Source organism: Enterobacter cloacae complex sp. IR5384, from assembly GCF_049237265.1.
Classification (GTDB): Bacteria; Pseudomonadota; Gammaproteobacteria; order Enterobacterales; family Enterobacteriaceae; genus Enterobacter; species Enterobacter cloacae.
The window spans coordinates 106,321-123,283 of the sequence record NZ_JBMKHJ010000010.1 but is presented as its reverse complement, the minus strand read 5'-3'; the positions used below and the strand labels follow the sequence as shown (position 1 = coordinate 123,283).

Below are 16,963 nucleotides of genomic sequence, written 5' to 3'. Positions count from 1 at the left end.
CTGTTATAAGCCATTGATTGTTTGGGTATGTAAACACCGGAGACCCAACCATGAAAAAGATTCTCGTATCATTTGTTGCCATTATGGCTGCCGCTTCATCTGCCATGGCTGCAGAGACAATGAACATGCATGACCAGGTAAATAATGCACAGGCACCTGCCCACCAGATGCAGTCATCTGCTGAAAAAAGTGCAATTCAGGGAGACAGCATGACAATGATGGATATGAGCAGTCACGATCAGGCCGCAATGTCCCATGACATGATGCAAAACAGCAATTCTGCTGCCCACCAGGACATGGCTGAAATGCATAAAAAAATGATGAAAGCTAAACCCGGAGCTACCAACGAAACAGCAAAGTCATTTTCTGAAATGAGCGAGCATGAGAAGGCCGCAGCTGTACATGAGAAGGCGAATAATGGTCAGTCTTCCGTTGTTCACCAGCAGCAGGCTGATAAGCATCGCAGTCAGATCACCCAGAATTAACCCGCAGCTCCACTTGTTAGACCCTCATTTGACGCCGAAGTCACTGGCTTACGCTCCCGTCCGGGAGCGTTTTTTTTCCCATATATCAAACTTTAACTCTGAAGAGGTGGAAGTATCTGACCAACACTGTCACGTAACGCCAGATAACTACAAAAACACCTTTTTCCTCCTGTAAATTGCAGTTCCTGCAAGAACATCAAGGCATAATGTTGGAACAGCGTGTGATACACACTTAGCATCATGTTTTGTATGTGTTTTTTTAAAACTTTACAACTTTAAAGTCTTTTTCAGGTTAAAGGATACAACTTTAATGTCTCTACACAGCCGAAAAGAACGTTTAAACTTTTACTTTTCAGAGTGATGTGCCCAGAGCACCACTCTTTTTCTCTGCTGGCATATGCCAGTCTGCATGGTTTTTGTGTTTTGCCTCTACAAAAGGGTTGTGTATGTCTACTGCTCATCTCGGTTTCCCGACGGAAACCGTTGTTGTCTTTGTGGTGATGGCTGTCGGGGCGATGTTTATCGACCTCTTCATGCACCGTCACGATAAGCCTGTCTCGCTGAAAAGTGCCGCAATGTGGTCCGTTTTCTGGTTCTCAATGGCGATGGCGTTTGCCGGGTTCCTGTATGTTCACCACGGTGCCGAGATGGCGAGCCTGTTCCTCACCGGCTACGCGCTGGAAGAGGTACTCTCGGTCGATAACCTGTTTGTGATGATGGCGATTTTCGCCTGGTTCGGCGTGCCGGATAAGTACCGTCACCGCGTACTCTACTGGGGGGTGCTGGGGGCGATTGTCTTCCGCGGTATCTTCGTGGCCATTGGGACCAGCCTGCTGAGTCTGGGGCCGTACGTGGAGGTTATTTTCGCGCTGGTCGTTGGCTGGACGGCGGTAATGATGCTCAGGCGTAACGAAGAGAGCGACGAGGTTGAAGATTACTCCGGACACCTGGCCTATCGCCTGGTAAAACGCTTCTATCCTGTCTGGCCGAAAATCAGCAGCCACGCCTTTATTCTGACCCAGAAAGAGGTGGATGCGGAGCTGGAAAAAACAGAAAACCAGGACGTAATGGTTGGGCGCGTCAAAAAAGCGAAACGTTACGCGACGCCATTATTACTTTGCGTGGCGGTCGTGGAGCTGTCAGATGTGATGTTCGCGTTTGACTCCGTACCGGCCATTATCGCCGTCAGCCGCGAGCCGCTGATTATCTACAGCGCCATGATGTTTGCCATCCTCGGCCTGCGTACGCTCTATTTCGTACTGGAAGCGCTGAAGCAGTATCTGGTTCACCTGGAGAAGGCGGTGGTCCTGCTGCTGTTCTTCGTGGCGTTCAAGCTCGGGTTGAATGCAACAGATCACTTCTGGCATCACGGCTACAGCATTGGCGCGACGACCAGTCTGTTCGTAGTATTAGGCGTGCTGGCGCTGGGGATTATTGCGAGCGTGATGTTCCCTGGGAAACGTGAGGCCTGATGCAACGCTCTTCTCCCTCTCCCTGTGGGAGAGGGCCGGGGTGAGGGCACCAGACCGCACCTAACCCTTAATCGGTGAGTTGCGGCGCTTGCGCGGTGGGTGGAAGTGCCGCCAGTGTGGATCCTGCGCTGCGGCCAGCAGTTCGTGGTCGCCACGGGTATCCCCCCAGGCGCGCAGGTGGTACTCGTTCAGATTGCCATACACCTTTTCCAGTCTGGCGACTTTCTGGGCGCAGCGGCAGTTGTTACCGGTAATGCGCCCGGTCAGCTTACCGTCTTTCACTTCCAGTTGTGTGCCAATCAGCTTGATGCCAAGCTTGTCAGCCCACGGCTGGAGCACCAGTGCCGGAGAGGCGGAACAGATGGTCACTTCCGCGCCAGAGTTCACCTCCGCCGCCACCGCCAGCACCCCCTCGGGGCGCATCAGCTTGTTCCAGTATTTTTCGCAAAACGCTTCCGCCTGCTGACGTAACCAGTGTTCATCCACCCCCGTCAGGAACGTTTTGATCAGCACCTCTTTTAGCTCATCACGCGTTAGCTTGCGGCGTACGCAGTGGAGCGTCGGCAATGCCATACGCACCAGTCGTCCCGCGAAGTAACGTTTCCCGAAGGCAAAACGCAGGAAAGGGATGAAGCTATCGTGGTGTGTTAACGTTCCATCAAAGTCGAAGACAGAGAGCACGTTAGATTTGGCCACGGTCTCGTCGGCAATCATATTGGTCATAAATACGTCTTAGCTGAAATACACATTCTGCTCGTTAGTTTACCTGCTTTGGCGCCACAGTCCTTAAACCTCACGCTTTTTTTCTCATTCTTGCGGCCTGAGCCACTCAGATAATGTCATCCACCACGCCACCGTCGACGCGCAACGCCGCGCCAGACGTGGCGGAGGCCTGCGCTGAGCAGACATAGACCACCATATTGGCGACCTCTTCAACCGTGGCCGCTCGCTGGATCACCGAGCTGGGGCGGTTGGCCATCACGAACTCTTTAGCCAGCTGTTCCAGCGACTTACCGGTCTTCTCGATCTCGTCTTTCATCATCTCTGCGAATCCGTCAGACATCGTCGGCCCCGGCAATACGCTGTTGACCGTCACGCCGCTACCCGCCACGAACTTCGCCAGTCCGCGTGCCAGCGAGAGCTGTGCCGTTTTGGTCACGCCGTAGTGGATCATGTCCGCCGGGATATTGCAGGCCGACTCGGAGGAGATAAATACCACGCGGCCCCAGCCTTTCTTCACCATGCCGGGAAGCAGCGCGCGGGAGAGACGCACGCCGGACATCACGTTGGTCTGCCAGTAACGTTCCCAGGTGTCATCGTCGGTGGCATAGAAATCCTGCGGCCCGTAAATCCCGGCATTGTTGACCAGAATGTCCACGTTATTCGCCACCTTCAGCAGCGACTCGACCCCTTCCGGCGTGCTGAGATCGGCTATCGCGGCACGCACCTGCACGCCCGGCACTACCTGCTGCAGCTGCTGAATACCTTTATTCACCGACTCGGTACTGCGGCCATTGACGATCACTTCCGCACCGCTTTCTGCCAGCCCTCTGGCAATGGCGAAGCCAATTCCACCCGTTGAGGCGGTGACCAGCGCCACTTTCCCCGTAAAATCGATTTTCATCATCTGCTCCTTATCGTTTTAACGTTCGGACCTTAAAGCGTAGCAGGTGACGATGACGGCTCCTGGCTAAAAAGGCGCAATAGCGACTCAACCTGTTCGTCCAGCGGGCTAAGCGAGCGCTTCACAATCAGGTGCAGCGGCGTGGCTCGCCGCACGCCATGGCTGAGCGGCAGCATCTTCAGTACCCCTTGTTCCAGCTGAGTCTGAATGCGCTCCTCCGGCAGCCAGCCGTAACCCACCTGCGACATCACCGCCTCAATGGCCGCGTCAATGGTGGAAAAGGTCCACGAGCCACTGGCTGAGTGCGCCGCGGTCTGGTTGTCCGCAATTTTAATCAGCGGCCACGGGCGGAGCATGTCGTCGTTCAGCGGCGCGTCGAGCTGAAAGAGCGGATGCTGGTGATGGGCTACGGCAACAAAGTCGATATTCATCAGCCATTCGCCAAGCCCGGTCATATCCTGGCGGCGGGTTAAGACCATCACATCGGCTTCATCATTGATGGCATCGGCGCGGGTATTTTCCAGCACTTCGGTGAGACGGACCTGAGTCTGCGGATACTGCTGCTGGAACTGACGCAGGATGGCAAACAGACGACGGCGGGGAAAGATATTGTCCACCACCAGATCCAGCCGCGTGCGCATTCCGTTACGCAGGGTAAGCGCGCGTGTCTCAACGTACGCGAAGGCTTTCAGCAGCGGTTTGACCTGGTTGAGCAGCAGTTCCCCGGCAGGGGTCAACACCGCCCGACGGCCTTCCTGCACCAGAAGCGCCACCCCCAGCCGTTCCTGCAGTAGCGCCAGGTTATAGCTGACGGAAGACTGGCTGCGGTGCGTCTCTTCCGCGGCTCTGGCAAAACTGCCCGCATCCACCACCTTCTCCAGCAAGGACCATTGTTCGAGCGTCGTCTTGTGCATAATCAATCTAAAATTTGGATGAATTTGATTCAAACATAGCGTTATTCATTCATTTTTTGAAGGGGTAGGATCGTCTCATCAAAACAAAGGAGACATTATATGAGCACCTTCGACAAACACGACTTAAGTGGCTTCATCGGCAAACATCTGGTTTATACCTACGATAATGGCTGGAACTACGAGATTTATATCAAAAATGAAAATACCATCGACTACCGTATTCACAGCGGCCTGGTGGGGAATCGTTGGGTAAAAGATCAGCAGGTGTATGTTGTTCGCGTAGGTGAGAGTATTTATAAAATTTCCTGGACTGAACCCACCGGCACCGACGTTAGCCTGATTGTGAACCTTGGGGACAAACTGTTCCATGGCACTATCTTCTTCCCGCGTTGGGTCATGAACAACCCGGAAAAAACCGTCTGCTTCCAGAACGATCACATTCCACTGATGAACAGCTATCGCGATGCAGGTCCGGCCTATCCAACAGAAGTGATTGATGAATTTGCCACCATTACCTTCGTGCGCGACTGTGGGGCCAACGATGACAGCGTAATTGCGTGTGCGGCCAATGAATTGCCCGCTGACTTCCCAAATAATTTAAAATAAGCGCGACAATTAACTAAAAAGAAAAGTTCCCGGTTATTTCTGTTTTTAAAGAAATAACCGGGATTTTTTTTGTTTGTTGAGCTTTGGTTTAAACGTTACATTTTGAAAAAATTGAGTGCTGTCACAAAATAAATAATTCATAATTTTATAACTTTATGTTTTTAAAGATATTTATATTCATGTGAAAACATTTTAATTCCCTCTCTTAATTTTTCCCTAAGAAATGAGCGCTACCTTGATATGAGTTTATGAACCGTTGAAATAAACGGTCCGCTAATTGGTTAATATCAAAAGCATGCCATTCTTATTGCAAGGAAATTAATGATGAGTGATTTTTTGCCTTTTTCCCGCCCCTCAATGGGTAATGAGGAAATCGCGGCGTTGCAGGAGGTATTAACCTCTGGCTGGATCACGACCGGGCCGAAAAATCAGGCGCTTGAAGAGGCATTTTGTCAGCTGACCGGGAATCACCACGCCATTGCCGTCAGTTCGGCAACGGCCGGGATGCACGTCACCCTGATGGCGCTGGGTATTGGCCCCGGCGATGACGTCATCACCCCCTCCCTGACCTGGGTCTCCACGCTGAATATGATCGTTCTGCTGGGGGCAAACCCGGTGATGATCGATGTGGACAAAGATACCCTGATGGTCACTCCGGACGCGGTAGACGCCGCGATTACTCCGCGTACCAAAGCGATTATCCCGGTGCATTACGCCGGTGCGCCGTGTGATATCGATGCTATCCGCGCGGTGGGGGAACGTCACGGTATTCCGGTGATCGAAGATGCGGCACACGCCGCGGGCACGTACTACAAAGACCGTCACGTGGGCTGGCAGGGCACGGCAATTTTCTCCTTCCACGCCATTAAAAACATGACCTGCGCCGAGGGCGGTCTGGTGGTGACGGATGACGAACAGCTGGCACAAAAAATCCGCAGCCTGAAATTCCACGGTCTGGGCGTCGATGCCTATGACCGCCAGACCCACGGCCGCGCGCCGCAGGCCGAAGTGATCGTGCCCGGCTTTAAATACAACCTCGCGGATATCAACGCCGCGCTGGCGCTGGTGCAGTTGGGCAAACTGAAACAGGCCAATAAACGCCGTCAGGACATCGCCGAACGCTACCTGCGCGAGCTGGCCGACACGCCGTTCCAGCCGCTCACTATTCCATCATGGCCGCATGTGCACGCCTGGCACCTGTTTATTATTCGCGTGGATGAAGCCCGCTGCGGGATCTCCCGCGATAACCTGATGGCGGCCCTGAAGGAGAAGGGTATCGGCACTGGCCTGCATTTCCGCGCGGCACACACCCAAAAATACTACCGCGAGCGTTTTCCTGATGTATCGCTCCCGCATTCTGAATGGAACAGCGCGCGTATTTGTTCTCTCCCACTTTTCCCGGACATGACTCATGACGACACAACCCGCGTCATTACCGCGCTCCATCAGCTTGCAGGACATTGATATGTTCAGTGCGCCGCCTGTACAAAAAGTTTCTGTGGTGATCCCCGTTTATAACGAGCAGGAGAGCCTGCCCGAACTGATCCGCCGCACCACCGCCGCCTGCGAGACGCTGGGCAAAGCCTACGAAATCCTGCTGGTGGATGACGGCAGCAGCGATAACTCCGCCCTGATGTTGACCGAGGCTGCGCAGGCCGAAGGCAGCCATATCGTCGCGGTGCTGCTTAACCGCAACTATGGCCAGCATTCGGCCATTATGGCCGGTTTCAGCCACGTGACGGGGGATTTGGTCATCACGCTGGATGCCGATCTGCAAAACCCGCCGGAGGAGATCCCCCGGCTGGTCGCCAAAGCCGACGAAGGGTACGACGTGGTGGGTACGGTACGGCAGAATCGTCAGGATAGCCTGTTCCGCAAGCTGGCTTCCCGCACCATCAACCGCCTGATCCAGCGCACCACCGGCAAAGCGATGGGCGATTACGGCTGCATGCTGCGCGCCTATCGCCGCCATATTGTCGACGCCATGCTGCACTGCCATGAACGCAGCACCTTCATTCCGATTCTGGCGAATACCTTTGCCCGTAAGGCGACGGAGATCCCGGTGCTGCACGCCGAGCGTGAGCACGGGGAGTCGAAGTACAGCTTTATGCGTCTTATCAACCTGATGTACGACCTCATCACCTGCCTGACCACCACGCCGCTGCGCCTGCTGAGCGTCTTTGGCAGCATTATCGCGCTGGCCGGGTTTACGCTTTCCGTTTTGCTGGTCGTCCTGCGTCTGGTCTTTGGCCCCCAGTGGGCGGCGGAAGGGGTGTTCATGCTCTTTGCCGTGCTGTTCATGTTCATCGGCGCCCAGTTTGTCGGGATGGGCCTGCTCGGTGAGTACATTGGCCGTATCTATAACGATGTTCGCGCACGTCCGCGCTACTTTATTCAACGTGTTGTCCGCCAGGAACACAAAGTCTCTCAAGAGGAAAAACACCCATGAAAGCTGTTGTCTTTGCCTATCACGATATGGGGTGCGCGGGCCTGCATGCCCTGCTTGAAGCGGGTTATGATATCGCTGCCATCTTCACGCATCCGGACACCGCAGGCGAGAATAACTTCTTTGGCTCCGTGGCGCGTATCGCCGCCGAGCGCGGCATTCCGGTCTACGCGCCGGACGATATCAACCACCCGCTGTGGGTGGATCGCATTCGCGACACCGCCCCGAATGTCATCTTCTCGTTCTACTACCGCAACCTGATTTGCGACGATATTTTACGTCTGGCGACGAAAGGGGCATTTAACCTTCACGGCTCATTGCTGCCCGCCTACCGTGGCCGCGCGCCGCTGAACTGGGTGCTGGTGAATGGCGAAACTGAAACCGGCGTGACCCTGCACCGCATGGTGCACCGCGCTGATGCGGGCGCCATCATTGCGCAGCAGCGTGTTGCCATTGATGCGGATGAGACGGCGCTGCAGCTTCATCAGAAACTCTGCTCGGTGGCACAAAGCCTGCTGCGCGATGCACTGCCAACCATCCTGAACGGCACCTTCAGCGAGACCGCTCAGGACGAGAGCAAGGCGAGTTGTTTTGGCCGCCGCACGCCGGAAGACGGCCGTCTGGACTGGAACAAGCCCGCCCGCCAGCTGCACAACCTGGTGCGCGCGGTGACCGACCCCTGGCCGGGGGCGTATAGCTTTGCCGGCGTCAGCAAATTCATCGTCTGGAAATCCCGCGTGCGCGACGATGTCCCGGCCGCGAAACCGGGCACTATCGTCTCTGTCTCTCCGCTGATTGTCAGCTGCGGCGAGCAGGCGCTGGAGATCGTGACCGGTCAGACCGACAACGGCGTTTATGTGCAGGGCGCGCAGCTGGCGCAGTCTCTGGGGCTGGTTCCCGGCGCCTTGATCACCAGCGCCCCGGTGGTGGCAATTAAGCGCCGCACCCGCGTGCTGATCCTCGGCGTAAACGGTTTTATTGGTAACCACCTGACCGAGCGTCTGCTGAAAGACGATAACTACGAAATTTATGGCCTCGACATTGGCTCCGATGCCATCAGCCGTTTCCTTGACTGCCCGCGCTTCCATTTCGTGGAAGGGGATATCAGCATCCACTCCGAGTGGATCGAGTACCACATCAAAAAATGCGACGTGGTGCTGCCGCTGGTCGCCATTGCCACGCCGATTGAGTACACCCGCAACCCGCTGCGTGTGTTCGAGCTGGACTTTGAAGAGAACCTGAAGATTATCCGCGACTGCGTGAAATACGATAAGCGCATCATCTTCCCGTCCACCTCCGAAGTGTACGGCATGTGTACCGATAAAAACTTCGATGAAGATACCTCTAACCTGGTGGTTGGGCCGATCAACAAGCAGCGCTGGATTTACTCCGTCTCTAAACAGCTGCTGGACCGCGTAATTTGGGCCTACGGCGAGAAAGAAGGGTTGCGCTTTACCCTGTTCCGGCCGTTCAACTGGATGGGGCCACGTCTGGATAACCTGAACGCGGCGCGCATTGGTAGCTCCCGCGCCATTACCCAGCTGATCCTGAACCTGGTGGAAGGCTCGCCCATTAAGCTCATTGAAGGCGGTAAACAAAAACGCTGCTTCACCGACATCAGCGACGGCATCGAAGCCCTGTTCCGCATCATTGAAAACAAGGATGGCCGCTGCAACGGGGAGATCATCAACATCGGCAACCCGGATAACGAAGCGAGCATTCGTGAACTGGCCGAAATGCTGCTGGCAAGCTTTGAGCGCCATCCGCTGCGTAACCAGTTCCCGCCGTTTGCAGGATTCCGCGAAGTGGAAAGCAGCAGCTACTATGGCAAAGGCTACCAGGACGTTGAGCACCGCAAGCCGAGCATTCGCAATGCGAAGCGCTGCCTGAACTGGACGCCAACGGTGAAGATGGAGCAGACCATTGATGAGACGCTCGATTTCTTCCTGCGCACCGTGGAGCTGTCGGAACAGGCCTCATGAAAAAAGTCGGTTTACGCATTGATGTCGATACCTTCAGGGGAACGCGTGACGGCGTTCCCGGACTGCTGAGGCTGCTGAGCAAGCACGATGTGCGTGCCAGCATCTTCTTCAGCGTGGGGCCAGACAACATGGGACGTCATTTATGGCGTCTGGTTAAACCGGCATTTCTGTTCAAAATGCTGCGCTCGCGCGCAGCATCGCTCTACGGCTGGGATATTTTGCTGGCCGGTACCGCATGGCCCGGCAGGCGTATTGGCGCGGGTAACGAAGCCATCATCCGTGAAGCGGCGCAGCACCATGAGGTCGGCCTGCATGCCTGGGATCACCATGCCTGGCAGGCCTGGGCGGGCGTCTGGGACATTCCTCGCCTGGCCCGGGAAATCGAGCGTGGTCTGCGGGAGCTGGAGGCCATTATCGGTCAGTCGGTGCGCTGCTCTGCCGTGGCCGGATGGCGTGCGGATCAACGCGTCGTGAAAGCCAAAGAGCCGTTCGCGTTTCGCTACAACAGCGATTGCCGGGGCAGCGGACCGTTTTTACCGCAGCTCGGTGAAAACCGCGTTGGCACGGTGCAAATCCCGGTCACACTGCCCACCTGGGATGAAGTGGTGGGGCGCGAGGTGACCGCCGACGGCTTCAACCGCTACATTCTGGACCGTATACATCGCGACACCGGCACCCCGGTCTACACCATCCACGCCGAGGTGGAAGGGATTGCGTATCAACATGATTTCGATGCGCTGTTGACGCTGGCGGCGCAGGAGGGGATTCAGTTCTGCCCGTTGATCGACCTGCTGCCAGACGATCTCAGTACGCTGCCCGTCGGCAAAATTGTGCGAAGTGAAATGGCTGGCCGGGAAGGCTGGCTTGGCTATCAACAAACCGTGAGTCCGGTACCATGAAAGTCGCCCGTTATGGCTTAGGGCTTTTCGCCCTGTTTATTGTTTACTATCTCATTCCGGTTGATATCCGTCTGTTATGGCAGCCTGATGAAACGCGCTATGCGGAAATCAGCCGTGAAATGCTCGCCTCCGGCAACTGGATTGTGCCGCATTTTCTGGGGCTGCGTTACTTTGAAAAGCCGATTGCTGGCTACTGGGTCAACAGCCTCGGGCAACTGTTGTTTGGCCATACAAACTTTGCCGTGCGCGCCGGGGCCATCTTTTCCACCGGCCTGACGGCGCTACTGGTTATCTGGATGGCCTGGCAACTCTGGCGCGATAAACGCGTTGCCCTGTTCTCCGGCCTTATCTTCCTGACGCTGTTTCTGGTCTATGGCATTGGCACCTATGCCGTGCTCGACCCCATCATCTCCCTGTGGCTGGCGGCGGCGATGTGCAGTTTCTGGCTGGCCTCGCAGGCGCAGACCCTGGCTGGCAAAGCGGGGGGCTACATCGTGCTGGGGCTGGCCTGCGGCATGGGGGTGATGACCAAAGGCTTTCTCGCTCTGGCGGTGCCGGTCCTTGGCGTCCTGCCGTGGGTGATTGCCCAAAAGCGCTGGAAAGAGGTGTTGAGTTTTGGCGGGCTTGCGATCCTGAGCTGCGTGCTTATTGTCTTGCCCTGGGGGCTGGCGATTGCCCAGCGTGAACCCGATTTCTGGCGCTACTTCTTCTGGGTTGAACACATTCAGCGTTTTGCCCAGAGCGACGCCCAGCACAAAGCCCCGTTCTGGTATTACCTGCCATTCCTGGTCGCGGGCAGTTTGCCGTGGCTGGCGCTGTTGCCCGGTGCGCTGCGTCTGGGCTGGCGTGAAAAACATCCGGCAGGCGGCGGGCTTTATCTGCTCGGTTGGGTGGTGATGCCGCTTTTATTCTTCAGCATTGCCAAAGGCAAGCTGCCTACCTACATCCTGCCGTGTTTTGCCCCGCTGGCGATCCTGATGGCGCGCTATGCCTGCCTCGCTGCGGAAAAGGGGGCCAGCGTGTTACGCATCAATGCCGGGATCAACCTGGCGTTCGGTACCCTCGGTGTCATCGCGGCGTTAGTCGTGTCGCCGTGGGGGCTGGCTAAGCACCCGGTCTGGACATCGGTCGAGCTGTATAAAGTCTTCTGCGCGGTGGTGGCCTTCCTCGTCTGGGCCGTGGTGGGCTGGTTTAGCTTCAGACGGAGCCAGCAGCGCTGGTGGCTGGCGGCGCTGTGCCCTGCCGGGCTGGCGTTACTGATTGGTTTTGCCATTCCCAACCTGGTGGTGGACTCCAAACAGCCGCAGTCGCTGGTGGATACCGTGCGCGACCCGCTCCAGCAGAGCCGGTTCGTGCTGGCCGATAACGTCGGCGTGGCGGCAGGGCTGGCGTGGGAGCTTAAACGTAATGACATCATCATGTTTGGTCAGAGCGGTGAACTGCGTTACGGGCTGGATTATCCGGACGTGAAAGACCGCTTTATCACTAAAGATGACTTTGCGCAGTGGCTGGCGAGGCATCGCCAGCAGGGGAGCGTGTCGCTGGTGATCCTGCTGTCGAAGAACGACGATCTGAACCGGGATAACCTGCCAAAGCCGGACTACCTGTATATCCAGGGGCGGCTGGCTTACCTGCAGTATCTGCCGCAATGATGACCTGGCTTTGGCTGGTGCTGGCTAGTCTGCTGACCTGCGCCGGACAGCTCTGTCAGAAACAAGCGACTCGTCCGGCGAAAACCGGGCGGCGTGGCGCGCATATTGTGCTGTGGCTGGGGCTCGCCTTGCTGGCGCTGGGCTGCGGCATGCTGGTCTGGCTGGTGGTATTGCAGCGTCTTCCCGTCGGGGTCGCCTATCCCATGCTGAGCCTTAATTTTGTCTGGGTGACGCTGGCAGCGAAGGGGCTCTGGCATGAGAAGGTGGCCCGACATCACTGGCTGGGCGTAGGGTTGATTATGATCGGGATTGTTTTGCTGGGAGGAAGCCTGTGAAAGGGGCGTGCTGGGCGTTATGCAGCGTGGCGTTAGTCAGTGCCGCGCAGCTGCTGCTGCGCAGTGCCATGCAGGCGCTTCCGCCCGTCGGCGAAGCGCTGGCATTTTTCAGGGCCCTCTGGCATTTTTCGTCCGGTACCGGCGCGCTGCTGCTGGGGCTGATGGGCTATGTGGCCTCTATGGGCTGCTGGTATCTGGCGCTGCATCGCATGGCGCTCAGCAAAGCGTACGCCTTGCTGAGCCTCAGTTATATTCTGGTGTGGGGCGCGGCGATCCTGCTGCCCGGCTGGGGCGAGTCGTTCTCGTGGCAGGGGCTGGCGGGTGTCGGGTTGATTATGCTGGGCGTGCTGGTGATATTCCTGCCCCGGACATCTCGTGGTGAAAAATCGCCCCGGGGGTAAGGGTGAACGGAGTGGGTGTGCAGACGGCGAGACTCAGCGAGCCAAACTGAAGCTGGCTGACCGAGTGGGCCTCAGAGGTACTGTCGATGCTGACAATCTGCCAGGCGCTGCCGCCTCGTTGCTTCACAATCGCCTCTTTACGCGTCCAGATCCCCCAGAAAGCGGGGAGCTTCGCCTCCTGCGCTTCGCGTTCCAGCTCTGCATGCTCCGCCACGCTGAAAACCGCGTTCGCCAGTGCCTGCCAGTTATCACGCGGGCGTATCACTTCGATATCGCAGCCTACTTCACCTTCATCGCTCACCAGCAGGGCAATGTCGTCCCCGCTGTGGCTCAGGTTAAACCAGAGCCGATGATCTTTCGCAAAGGCGGGTTTTCCCTGTTCACCGTACACGATATCGGGCAGCGGAGACGGGGATAATGTCCGGGCGAGCAGCGTCCTGCCTGCCAGCCAGGAACGGTTTCGCGCACCCTGAGGTGCCATATCTGCGAGCGTTGACGCCAGCGGGTCCGCGCAAAGAGTGGAGATTTTTCCCAGTATAAACTGGTACATAGTTACGCCCAGCGTTTGATAATGATTGAGGTATTGATGCCGCCAAACGCGAAGTTATTGCTTTGCAGATACTCGCAATCAATCTGACGGGCTTCCCCCATAATATAATCTAAAGCACCACATTGCTCATCCGGTTGTCTTAAATTGAGCGTCGGGGCAAACCAGCCTTCACGCATCATCTGCACGCTCATCCACGCTTCCAGCGCACCGCAGGCACCTAACGTATGGCCAAAATAGCTCTTCAGCGAGGAGAGGGGGACCCTGTCGCCAAAGATGGCCGCAGTGGCCTGGCTTTCGGCGATATCACCCCGATCGGTGGCGGTGCCGTGGGCGGAAATATACCCGATGTCCGTGGCGCCTAAACCGGCCATTGCCAGCGATTGCTCCATGCAAATCTGCATGGTTTCACGCTGCGGCTGGGTGATATGCGCCGCATCGCAGTTGGTGGCAAAGCCCACGATTTCGCCGTAGATGGTCGCCCCGCGCGCTTTGGCGTGCTCCAGTTCTTCCAGAATCAGCGTGCCTGCCCCTTCGCCGATGACCAGACCATCGCGCGCGGTATCGAAGGGCGACGGCGTGGTTTTCGGCGCGTCGTTGCGCTGGCTGGTGGCGAACAGCGTATCAAATACCGCCGCCTCTGAAGGACAAAGCTCCTCGGCGCCCCCGGCGACCATAACGGTCTGATAACCATGGCGAATGGCTTCCCAGGCGTAACCAATCGCCTGGCTGCCGGAAGTACAGGCACTCGACGTGGGAATGACGCGCCCCCGTAGACCAAAGAACAGGCCGGTATTGACCGCGGTGGTGTGCGGCATCATCTGCACATAGGTGGTGCCGGTGATGTTGTTGGTGTGTTTTTCCATCAGCATGGAGGCAAAGTCGCTTACCGGGCCCGTGCTGCCCGTGGACGACCCATAGGCGATGCCGGTTTGCCCCTGCGTCAGTACCGGGTCATCGATCAGGCCCGCCTGCTCAAGCGCCAGTTCGGTGGCGCGGGTGGAGAGCAGCGACACGCGGCCCATGGCGCGAATGCGCTTGCGGGTATAGTGTGCCGGAAGGGTGAAATCCTCGATGGGGGCGGCCAGCAGCGTTTGCAGACCGGCATACTCTTGCCACTCCGTCATGATGCGCACGGCGTTTTCGTAGCCGAGCAGCCGCTGTGAAATGGTCGGCCAGTCCTCGCCAAAGGCGGTCACGCCTCCCATTCCCGTAATCACCACCCGACGCGTCATAACATCCCCCCGTTGATCGAGATCACCTGGCGTGTTACATAGCCTGCCCGGTCTGACATCAGATAACTCGCCAGACCGGCCACCTCGTCCGTCTGACCCATGCGCTGCATCGGGATCATGGACATGGCCTCTTTCAGCGCGGCCTCTTCCATCTCGATCATGCCGGTATCAATCAGCCCGGGCGCGATGCAGTTGACGGTAATTTTGCGTTTTGCCAGTTCAATGGCCAGCGCTTTGGTGGCGCCGATGATACCGGCCTTGGCGGCACTGTAGTTCACCTGTCCGCGGTTGCCCATCACGCCTGACACGGACGACAGGGTGATAATCCGCCCGCCCTTGCGGGTTGCGATCATCGGCATGATGCAGGGATGAATAACATTATAGAAACTGTCGAGGTTGGTGTGGATGACGCTATCCCAGTCCTCGTCGCTGAGCGCCGGAAACGCGCCATCGCGGGTTATCCCGGCATTGCTGACCACGCCATACCATGCGCCAAAGGTGCTGATTTCCTGTTCCAGAACCTCGCGGCACTGCTCGCGGTTGCCCACGTCAAAGGTCAGTAAACGACCCGTTCCGCCAGCCTGAACAATGGCCTCCAGCGTCTCATGCGCCCCATCAGCATCGCGATGGTAATGCACGCCTACGGTGAAACCGTCAGCGGCAAGCTGACAGGCGATGGCGCGGCCAATGCCTTTGCTGGCGCCCGTGACCAGTACGGAACGTGTCATGATGAAGCTCCCTGAGAGAAAAGTGAGGTTAATTCGTCCTCGCTGGGCTGGAACGTATTCACACGGCCCGTGGCAAGGGGGGCGTTATCCGTCTGGATTGTGCATTCAAAGCTGCCAAAGCGTTCGTCCTGCATCAGGCGCTCAATGGTAATGGTTAACGTAGTGCCTGCAGCAAAGCGGCCCGTGCTGCACACCAGCTCGCGCGCGCCCAGCACCATGCCCAGCGGGCTGTGGGGCAGGCCTTTTTGCAGACGGTGCCATTCAGACCAGACGCCCACGGTCTGGGCCATCAGTTCCAGCGCAAACCAGCCCGGCAGATCGCCGTCAACGTTCAGGAACGGCGCAAGCACACCGTGCCCGTCGACCGTGACGCTGCACACCGCGCTGCTGTCGGTGACACGCTCAACGCGCTCCAGCAGCATCATCGGTGCGTCGTGGGGCAGGTAGTCGGCGGGGGATAAATAACTCATGACACTCTCCCCAGCAGAAGGCTGGCGTTGTTACCGCCAAAAGCGAATGAGTTCGATAAAATCACCGGTTTTGTCAGCGGCGCACGCTGATGCAGCAGGCCGCAGGGCGGCAGCGTGTCGTCAGGCGCGTAGCGGGAAAAATCCTGCGGCGGCAGCGGCAGGTCACGGGTCAGGATCAGCCAGCTTAATGCGGCTTCAGTGATCCCGGCCGCGCCAAGCGTATGGCCGGTGAGGTGTTTGGTGGAGCTGCACGGTACCCGGTCGCCAAAGAGGGCATTAATCACGTGCGCCTCAATCCGATCGTTGAGGGGAGTGGCGGTGCCGTGCAAATTAATATAGCCCACGTCATCTGCCATCATGCCTGCCTCCTTCAGCGCCTGGGTAATGGCGCGAATGGCGCCTTCTCCCTCGGGATGTGGGGCAGAGATATGGTACGCATCGCTCGATTCACCCGCCCCCAGCAGCGCAACCTGATCCGGTTCGCGCGTCAGCACCATGAGGGCCGCCGCTTCACCGATGGTGATCCCCCGGCGGTCTCGGCCAAACGGTTCGCACTGCGTGGGCGAGAGCGATTCAAGGCTGTTAAAACCATTGACCGGCATACGGCTTAAGCTGTCTGCCCCGCCTACAAGGGCGACGTCCACCAGTCCGGCCTCAATCAGACGCTGTCCGCTGATGATCGCCCGGGCGCTGGAGGAGCAGGCAGTCGAAATGGTATACGCCGGGCCATCCAGCTGCAGCCAGTTGGTGAGGAAGCGGGAGGGATCGCCCAGTTCCTGCTGCGGGTACTGCCATTGCGGGCTGCGTTCGCCGTTCAGGGAGAGGCGCACGTACTCATCGCCTTCATCCAGCCCTGAGGTGCTGGTGCCCAGCACCACCGCCACGCGGTCGCAGCCCACGCGGGCGATGGCTGCCTCAACGGCAGGCTGAATCTGTGCCAGCGCCGCCAGCAACAGCTGATTATTACGGCTGCGGTGTGCTGCCAGGCTATCCGGTATCGGCGGCAGTTCACCCTCAACGCCGCCCAGCATGGCATCAGGTAATCCTTGCAGCCATCCGGCGCGATGACGCATACCCGGCGCAATCCCGGCGTTCAGGTTGGCCGCGATCTCATCGGCCGAGTTGCCCAGCGCGTTGACCATGCCAACAGCGGAAATGTAAATCATC

18 protein-coding genes are annotated in these 16,963 nt (G+C 57.6%); 10 read left to right on the top strand and 8 right to left on the bottom strand.

What is annotated here, in order from left to right:
• Nucleotides 1-50 precede the first annotated feature (50 nt).
• Together pcoE and ACOTX3_RS11130 are read left to right on the top strand one after the other, a co-directional pair.
• The gene (gene pcoE / locus ACOTX3_RS11135) at nt 51-485 is read left to right on the top strand and encodes a copper resistance system metallochaperone PcoE (RefSeq protein WP_000723069.1); all 435 of its coding nucleotides are present in this window, start codon (nt 51-53) and stop codon (nt 483-485) included.
• A 446-nt stretch (nt 486-931) separates the two neighbouring features.
• A complete protein-coding gene (locus ACOTX3_RS11130; RefSeq protein WP_127869084.1) occupies nt 932-1,957 on the top strand; it encodes a TerC/Alx family metal homeostasis membrane protein in 1,026 nt (341 codons plus the stop codon).
• 60 nt (nt 1,958-2,017) lie between these two features.
• On the opposite strand, the gene ACOTX3_RS11125 is transcribed toward ACOTX3_RS11130, so the two are convergent.
• The 3 genes from ACOTX3_RS11125 to ACOTX3_RS11115 all read right to left on the bottom strand — a co-directional run bounded on the left by ACOTX3_RS11125 (nt 2,018) and on the right by ACOTX3_RS11115 (nt 4,495).
• The gene (locus ACOTX3_RS11125; RefSeq protein ID WP_013099181.1) at nt 2,018-2,680 is read right to left on the bottom strand and encodes an HAD family hydrolase; all 663 of its coding nucleotides are present in this window, start codon (nt 2,678-2,680) and stop codon (nt 2,018-2,020) included.
• 106 nt (nt 2,681-2,786) lie between these two features.
• Entirely contained in the window at nt 2,787-3,581 is a 795-nt protein-coding gene (locus ACOTX3_RS11120; protein WP_020687718.1) for an SDR family NAD(P)-dependent oxidoreductase, read from the bottom strand.
• A 32-nt stretch (nt 3,582-3,613) separates the two neighbouring features.
• Nucleotides 3,614-4,495 (bottom strand): LysR family transcriptional regulator, encoded by an 882-nt coding sequence (locus tag ACOTX3_RS11115; protein ID WP_029883624.1) that lies wholly within the window; start codon nt 4,493-4,495, stop codon nt 3,614-3,616.
• A 99-nt stretch (nt 4,496-4,594) separates the two neighbouring features.
• On the opposite strand from ACOTX3_RS11115, the gene ACOTX3_RS11110 reads away from it, so the two are divergent.
• The 8 genes from ACOTX3_RS11110 to arnF all read left to right on the top strand — a co-directional run bounded on the left by ACOTX3_RS11110 (nt 4,595) and on the right by arnF (nt 12,816).
• Nucleotides 4,595-5,101, top strand: coding sequence for a phenolic acid decarboxylase (locus ACOTX3_RS11110; RefSeq protein ID WP_058678240.1), 507 nt, complete (start codon nt 4,595-4,597; stop codon nt 5,099-5,101).
• Nucleotides 5,102-5,425: 324 nt separating this feature from the next.
• Complete coding sequence (arnB, locus tag ACOTX3_RS11105) at nt 5,426-6,565, top strand: UDP-4-amino-4-deoxy-L-arabinose aminotransferase (protein WP_038985084.1); 1,140 nt, start codon at nt 5,426-5,428, stop codon at nt 6,563-6,565.
• 1 nt (nt 6,566) lies between these two features.
• Nucleotides 6,567-7,550: an undecaprenyl-phosphate 4-deoxy-4-formamido-L-arabinose transferase gene (arnC, locus tag ACOTX3_RS11100; RefSeq protein WP_013099176.1), complete on the top strand. Its 984-nt coding sequence runs from the start codon at nt 6,567-6,569 to the stop codon at nt 7,548-7,550.
• Nucleotides 7,547-9,529, top strand: coding sequence for a bifunctional UDP-4-amino-4-deoxy-L-arabinose formyltransferase/UDP-glucuronic acid oxidase ArnA (gene arnA / locus ACOTX3_RS11095; protein ID WP_127869085.1), 1,983 nt, complete (start codon nt 7,547-7,549; stop codon nt 9,527-9,529). Before arnC ends, arnA begins: the two co-directional genes overlap by 4 nt.
• On the top strand, nt 9,526-10,428 hold the full coding sequence (arnD, locus tag ACOTX3_RS11090) for a 4-deoxy-4-formamido-L-arabinose-phosphoundecaprenol deformylase (RefSeq protein ID WP_038420770.1): 903 nt from the start codon (nt 9,526-9,528) through the stop codon (nt 10,426-10,428). Before arnA ends, arnD begins: the two co-directional genes overlap by 4 nt.
• Nucleotides 10,425-12,080, top strand: coding sequence for a lipid IV(A) 4-amino-4-deoxy-L-arabinosyltransferase (gene arnT / locus ACOTX3_RS11085; RefSeq protein ID WP_045294886.1), 1,656 nt, complete (start codon nt 10,425-10,427; stop codon nt 12,078-12,080). The genes arnD and arnT overlap by 4 nt, the downstream gene beginning before the upstream one ends.
• The gene (gene arnE / locus ACOTX3_RS11080) at nt 12,077-12,415 is read left to right on the top strand and encodes a 4-amino-4-deoxy-L-arabinose-phosphoundecaprenol flippase subunit ArnE (protein ID WP_013099172.1); all 339 of its coding nucleotides are present in this window, start codon (nt 12,077-12,079) and stop codon (nt 12,413-12,415) included. The genes arnT and arnE overlap by 4 nt, the downstream gene beginning before the upstream one ends.
• Nucleotides 12,412-12,816, top strand: coding sequence for a 4-amino-4-deoxy-L-arabinose-phosphoundecaprenol flippase subunit ArnF (gene arnF, locus ACOTX3_RS11075; protein WP_013099171.1), 405 nt, complete (start codon nt 12,412-12,414; stop codon nt 12,814-12,816). Before arnE ends, arnF begins: the two co-directional genes overlap by 4 nt.
• Here the strand turns inward: arnF and acpT are convergent.
• From acpT to ACOTX3_RS11050, 5 genes are read right to left on the bottom strand one after another with little or no spacing between them, the layout of a single operon-like run.
• Entirely contained in the window at nt 12,749-13,366 is a 618-nt protein-coding gene (acpT, locus tag ACOTX3_RS11070) for a 4'-phosphopantetheinyl transferase AcpT (protein WP_058678237.1), read from the bottom strand. The genes arnF and acpT overlap by 68 nt on opposite strands.
• Before the next feature lie 2 nt (nt 13,367-13,368).
• The gene (locus ACOTX3_RS11065) at nt 13,369-14,598 is read right to left on the bottom strand and encodes a beta-ketoacyl-ACP synthase (RefSeq protein WP_013099169.1); all 1,230 of its coding nucleotides are present in this window, start codon (nt 14,596-14,598) and stop codon (nt 13,369-13,371) included.
• Complete coding sequence (locus ACOTX3_RS11060) at nt 14,595-15,326, bottom strand: 3-ketoacyl-ACP reductase FabG2 (protein WP_058678236.1); 732 nt, start codon at nt 15,324-15,326, stop codon at nt 14,595-14,597. Before ACOTX3_RS11060 ends, ACOTX3_RS11065 begins: the two co-directional genes overlap by 4 nt.
• The gene (locus ACOTX3_RS11055) at nt 15,323-15,796 is read right to left on the bottom strand and encodes a 3-hydroxy-fatty acyl-ACP dehydratase (protein ID WP_023620062.1); all 474 of its coding nucleotides are present in this window, start codon (nt 15,794-15,796) and stop codon (nt 15,323-15,325) included. Before ACOTX3_RS11055 ends, ACOTX3_RS11060 begins: the two co-directional genes overlap by 4 nt.
• Nucleotides 15,793-16,962, bottom strand: a complete 1,170-nt coding sequence (locus ACOTX3_RS11050) for a beta-ketoacyl-[acyl-carrier-protein] synthase family protein (protein WP_058678235.1) — start codon at nt 16,960-16,962, stop codon at nt 15,793-15,795. Before ACOTX3_RS11050 ends, ACOTX3_RS11055 begins: the two co-directional genes overlap by 4 nt.
• Between the last annotated feature and the right edge of the window lies 1 nt (nt 16,963).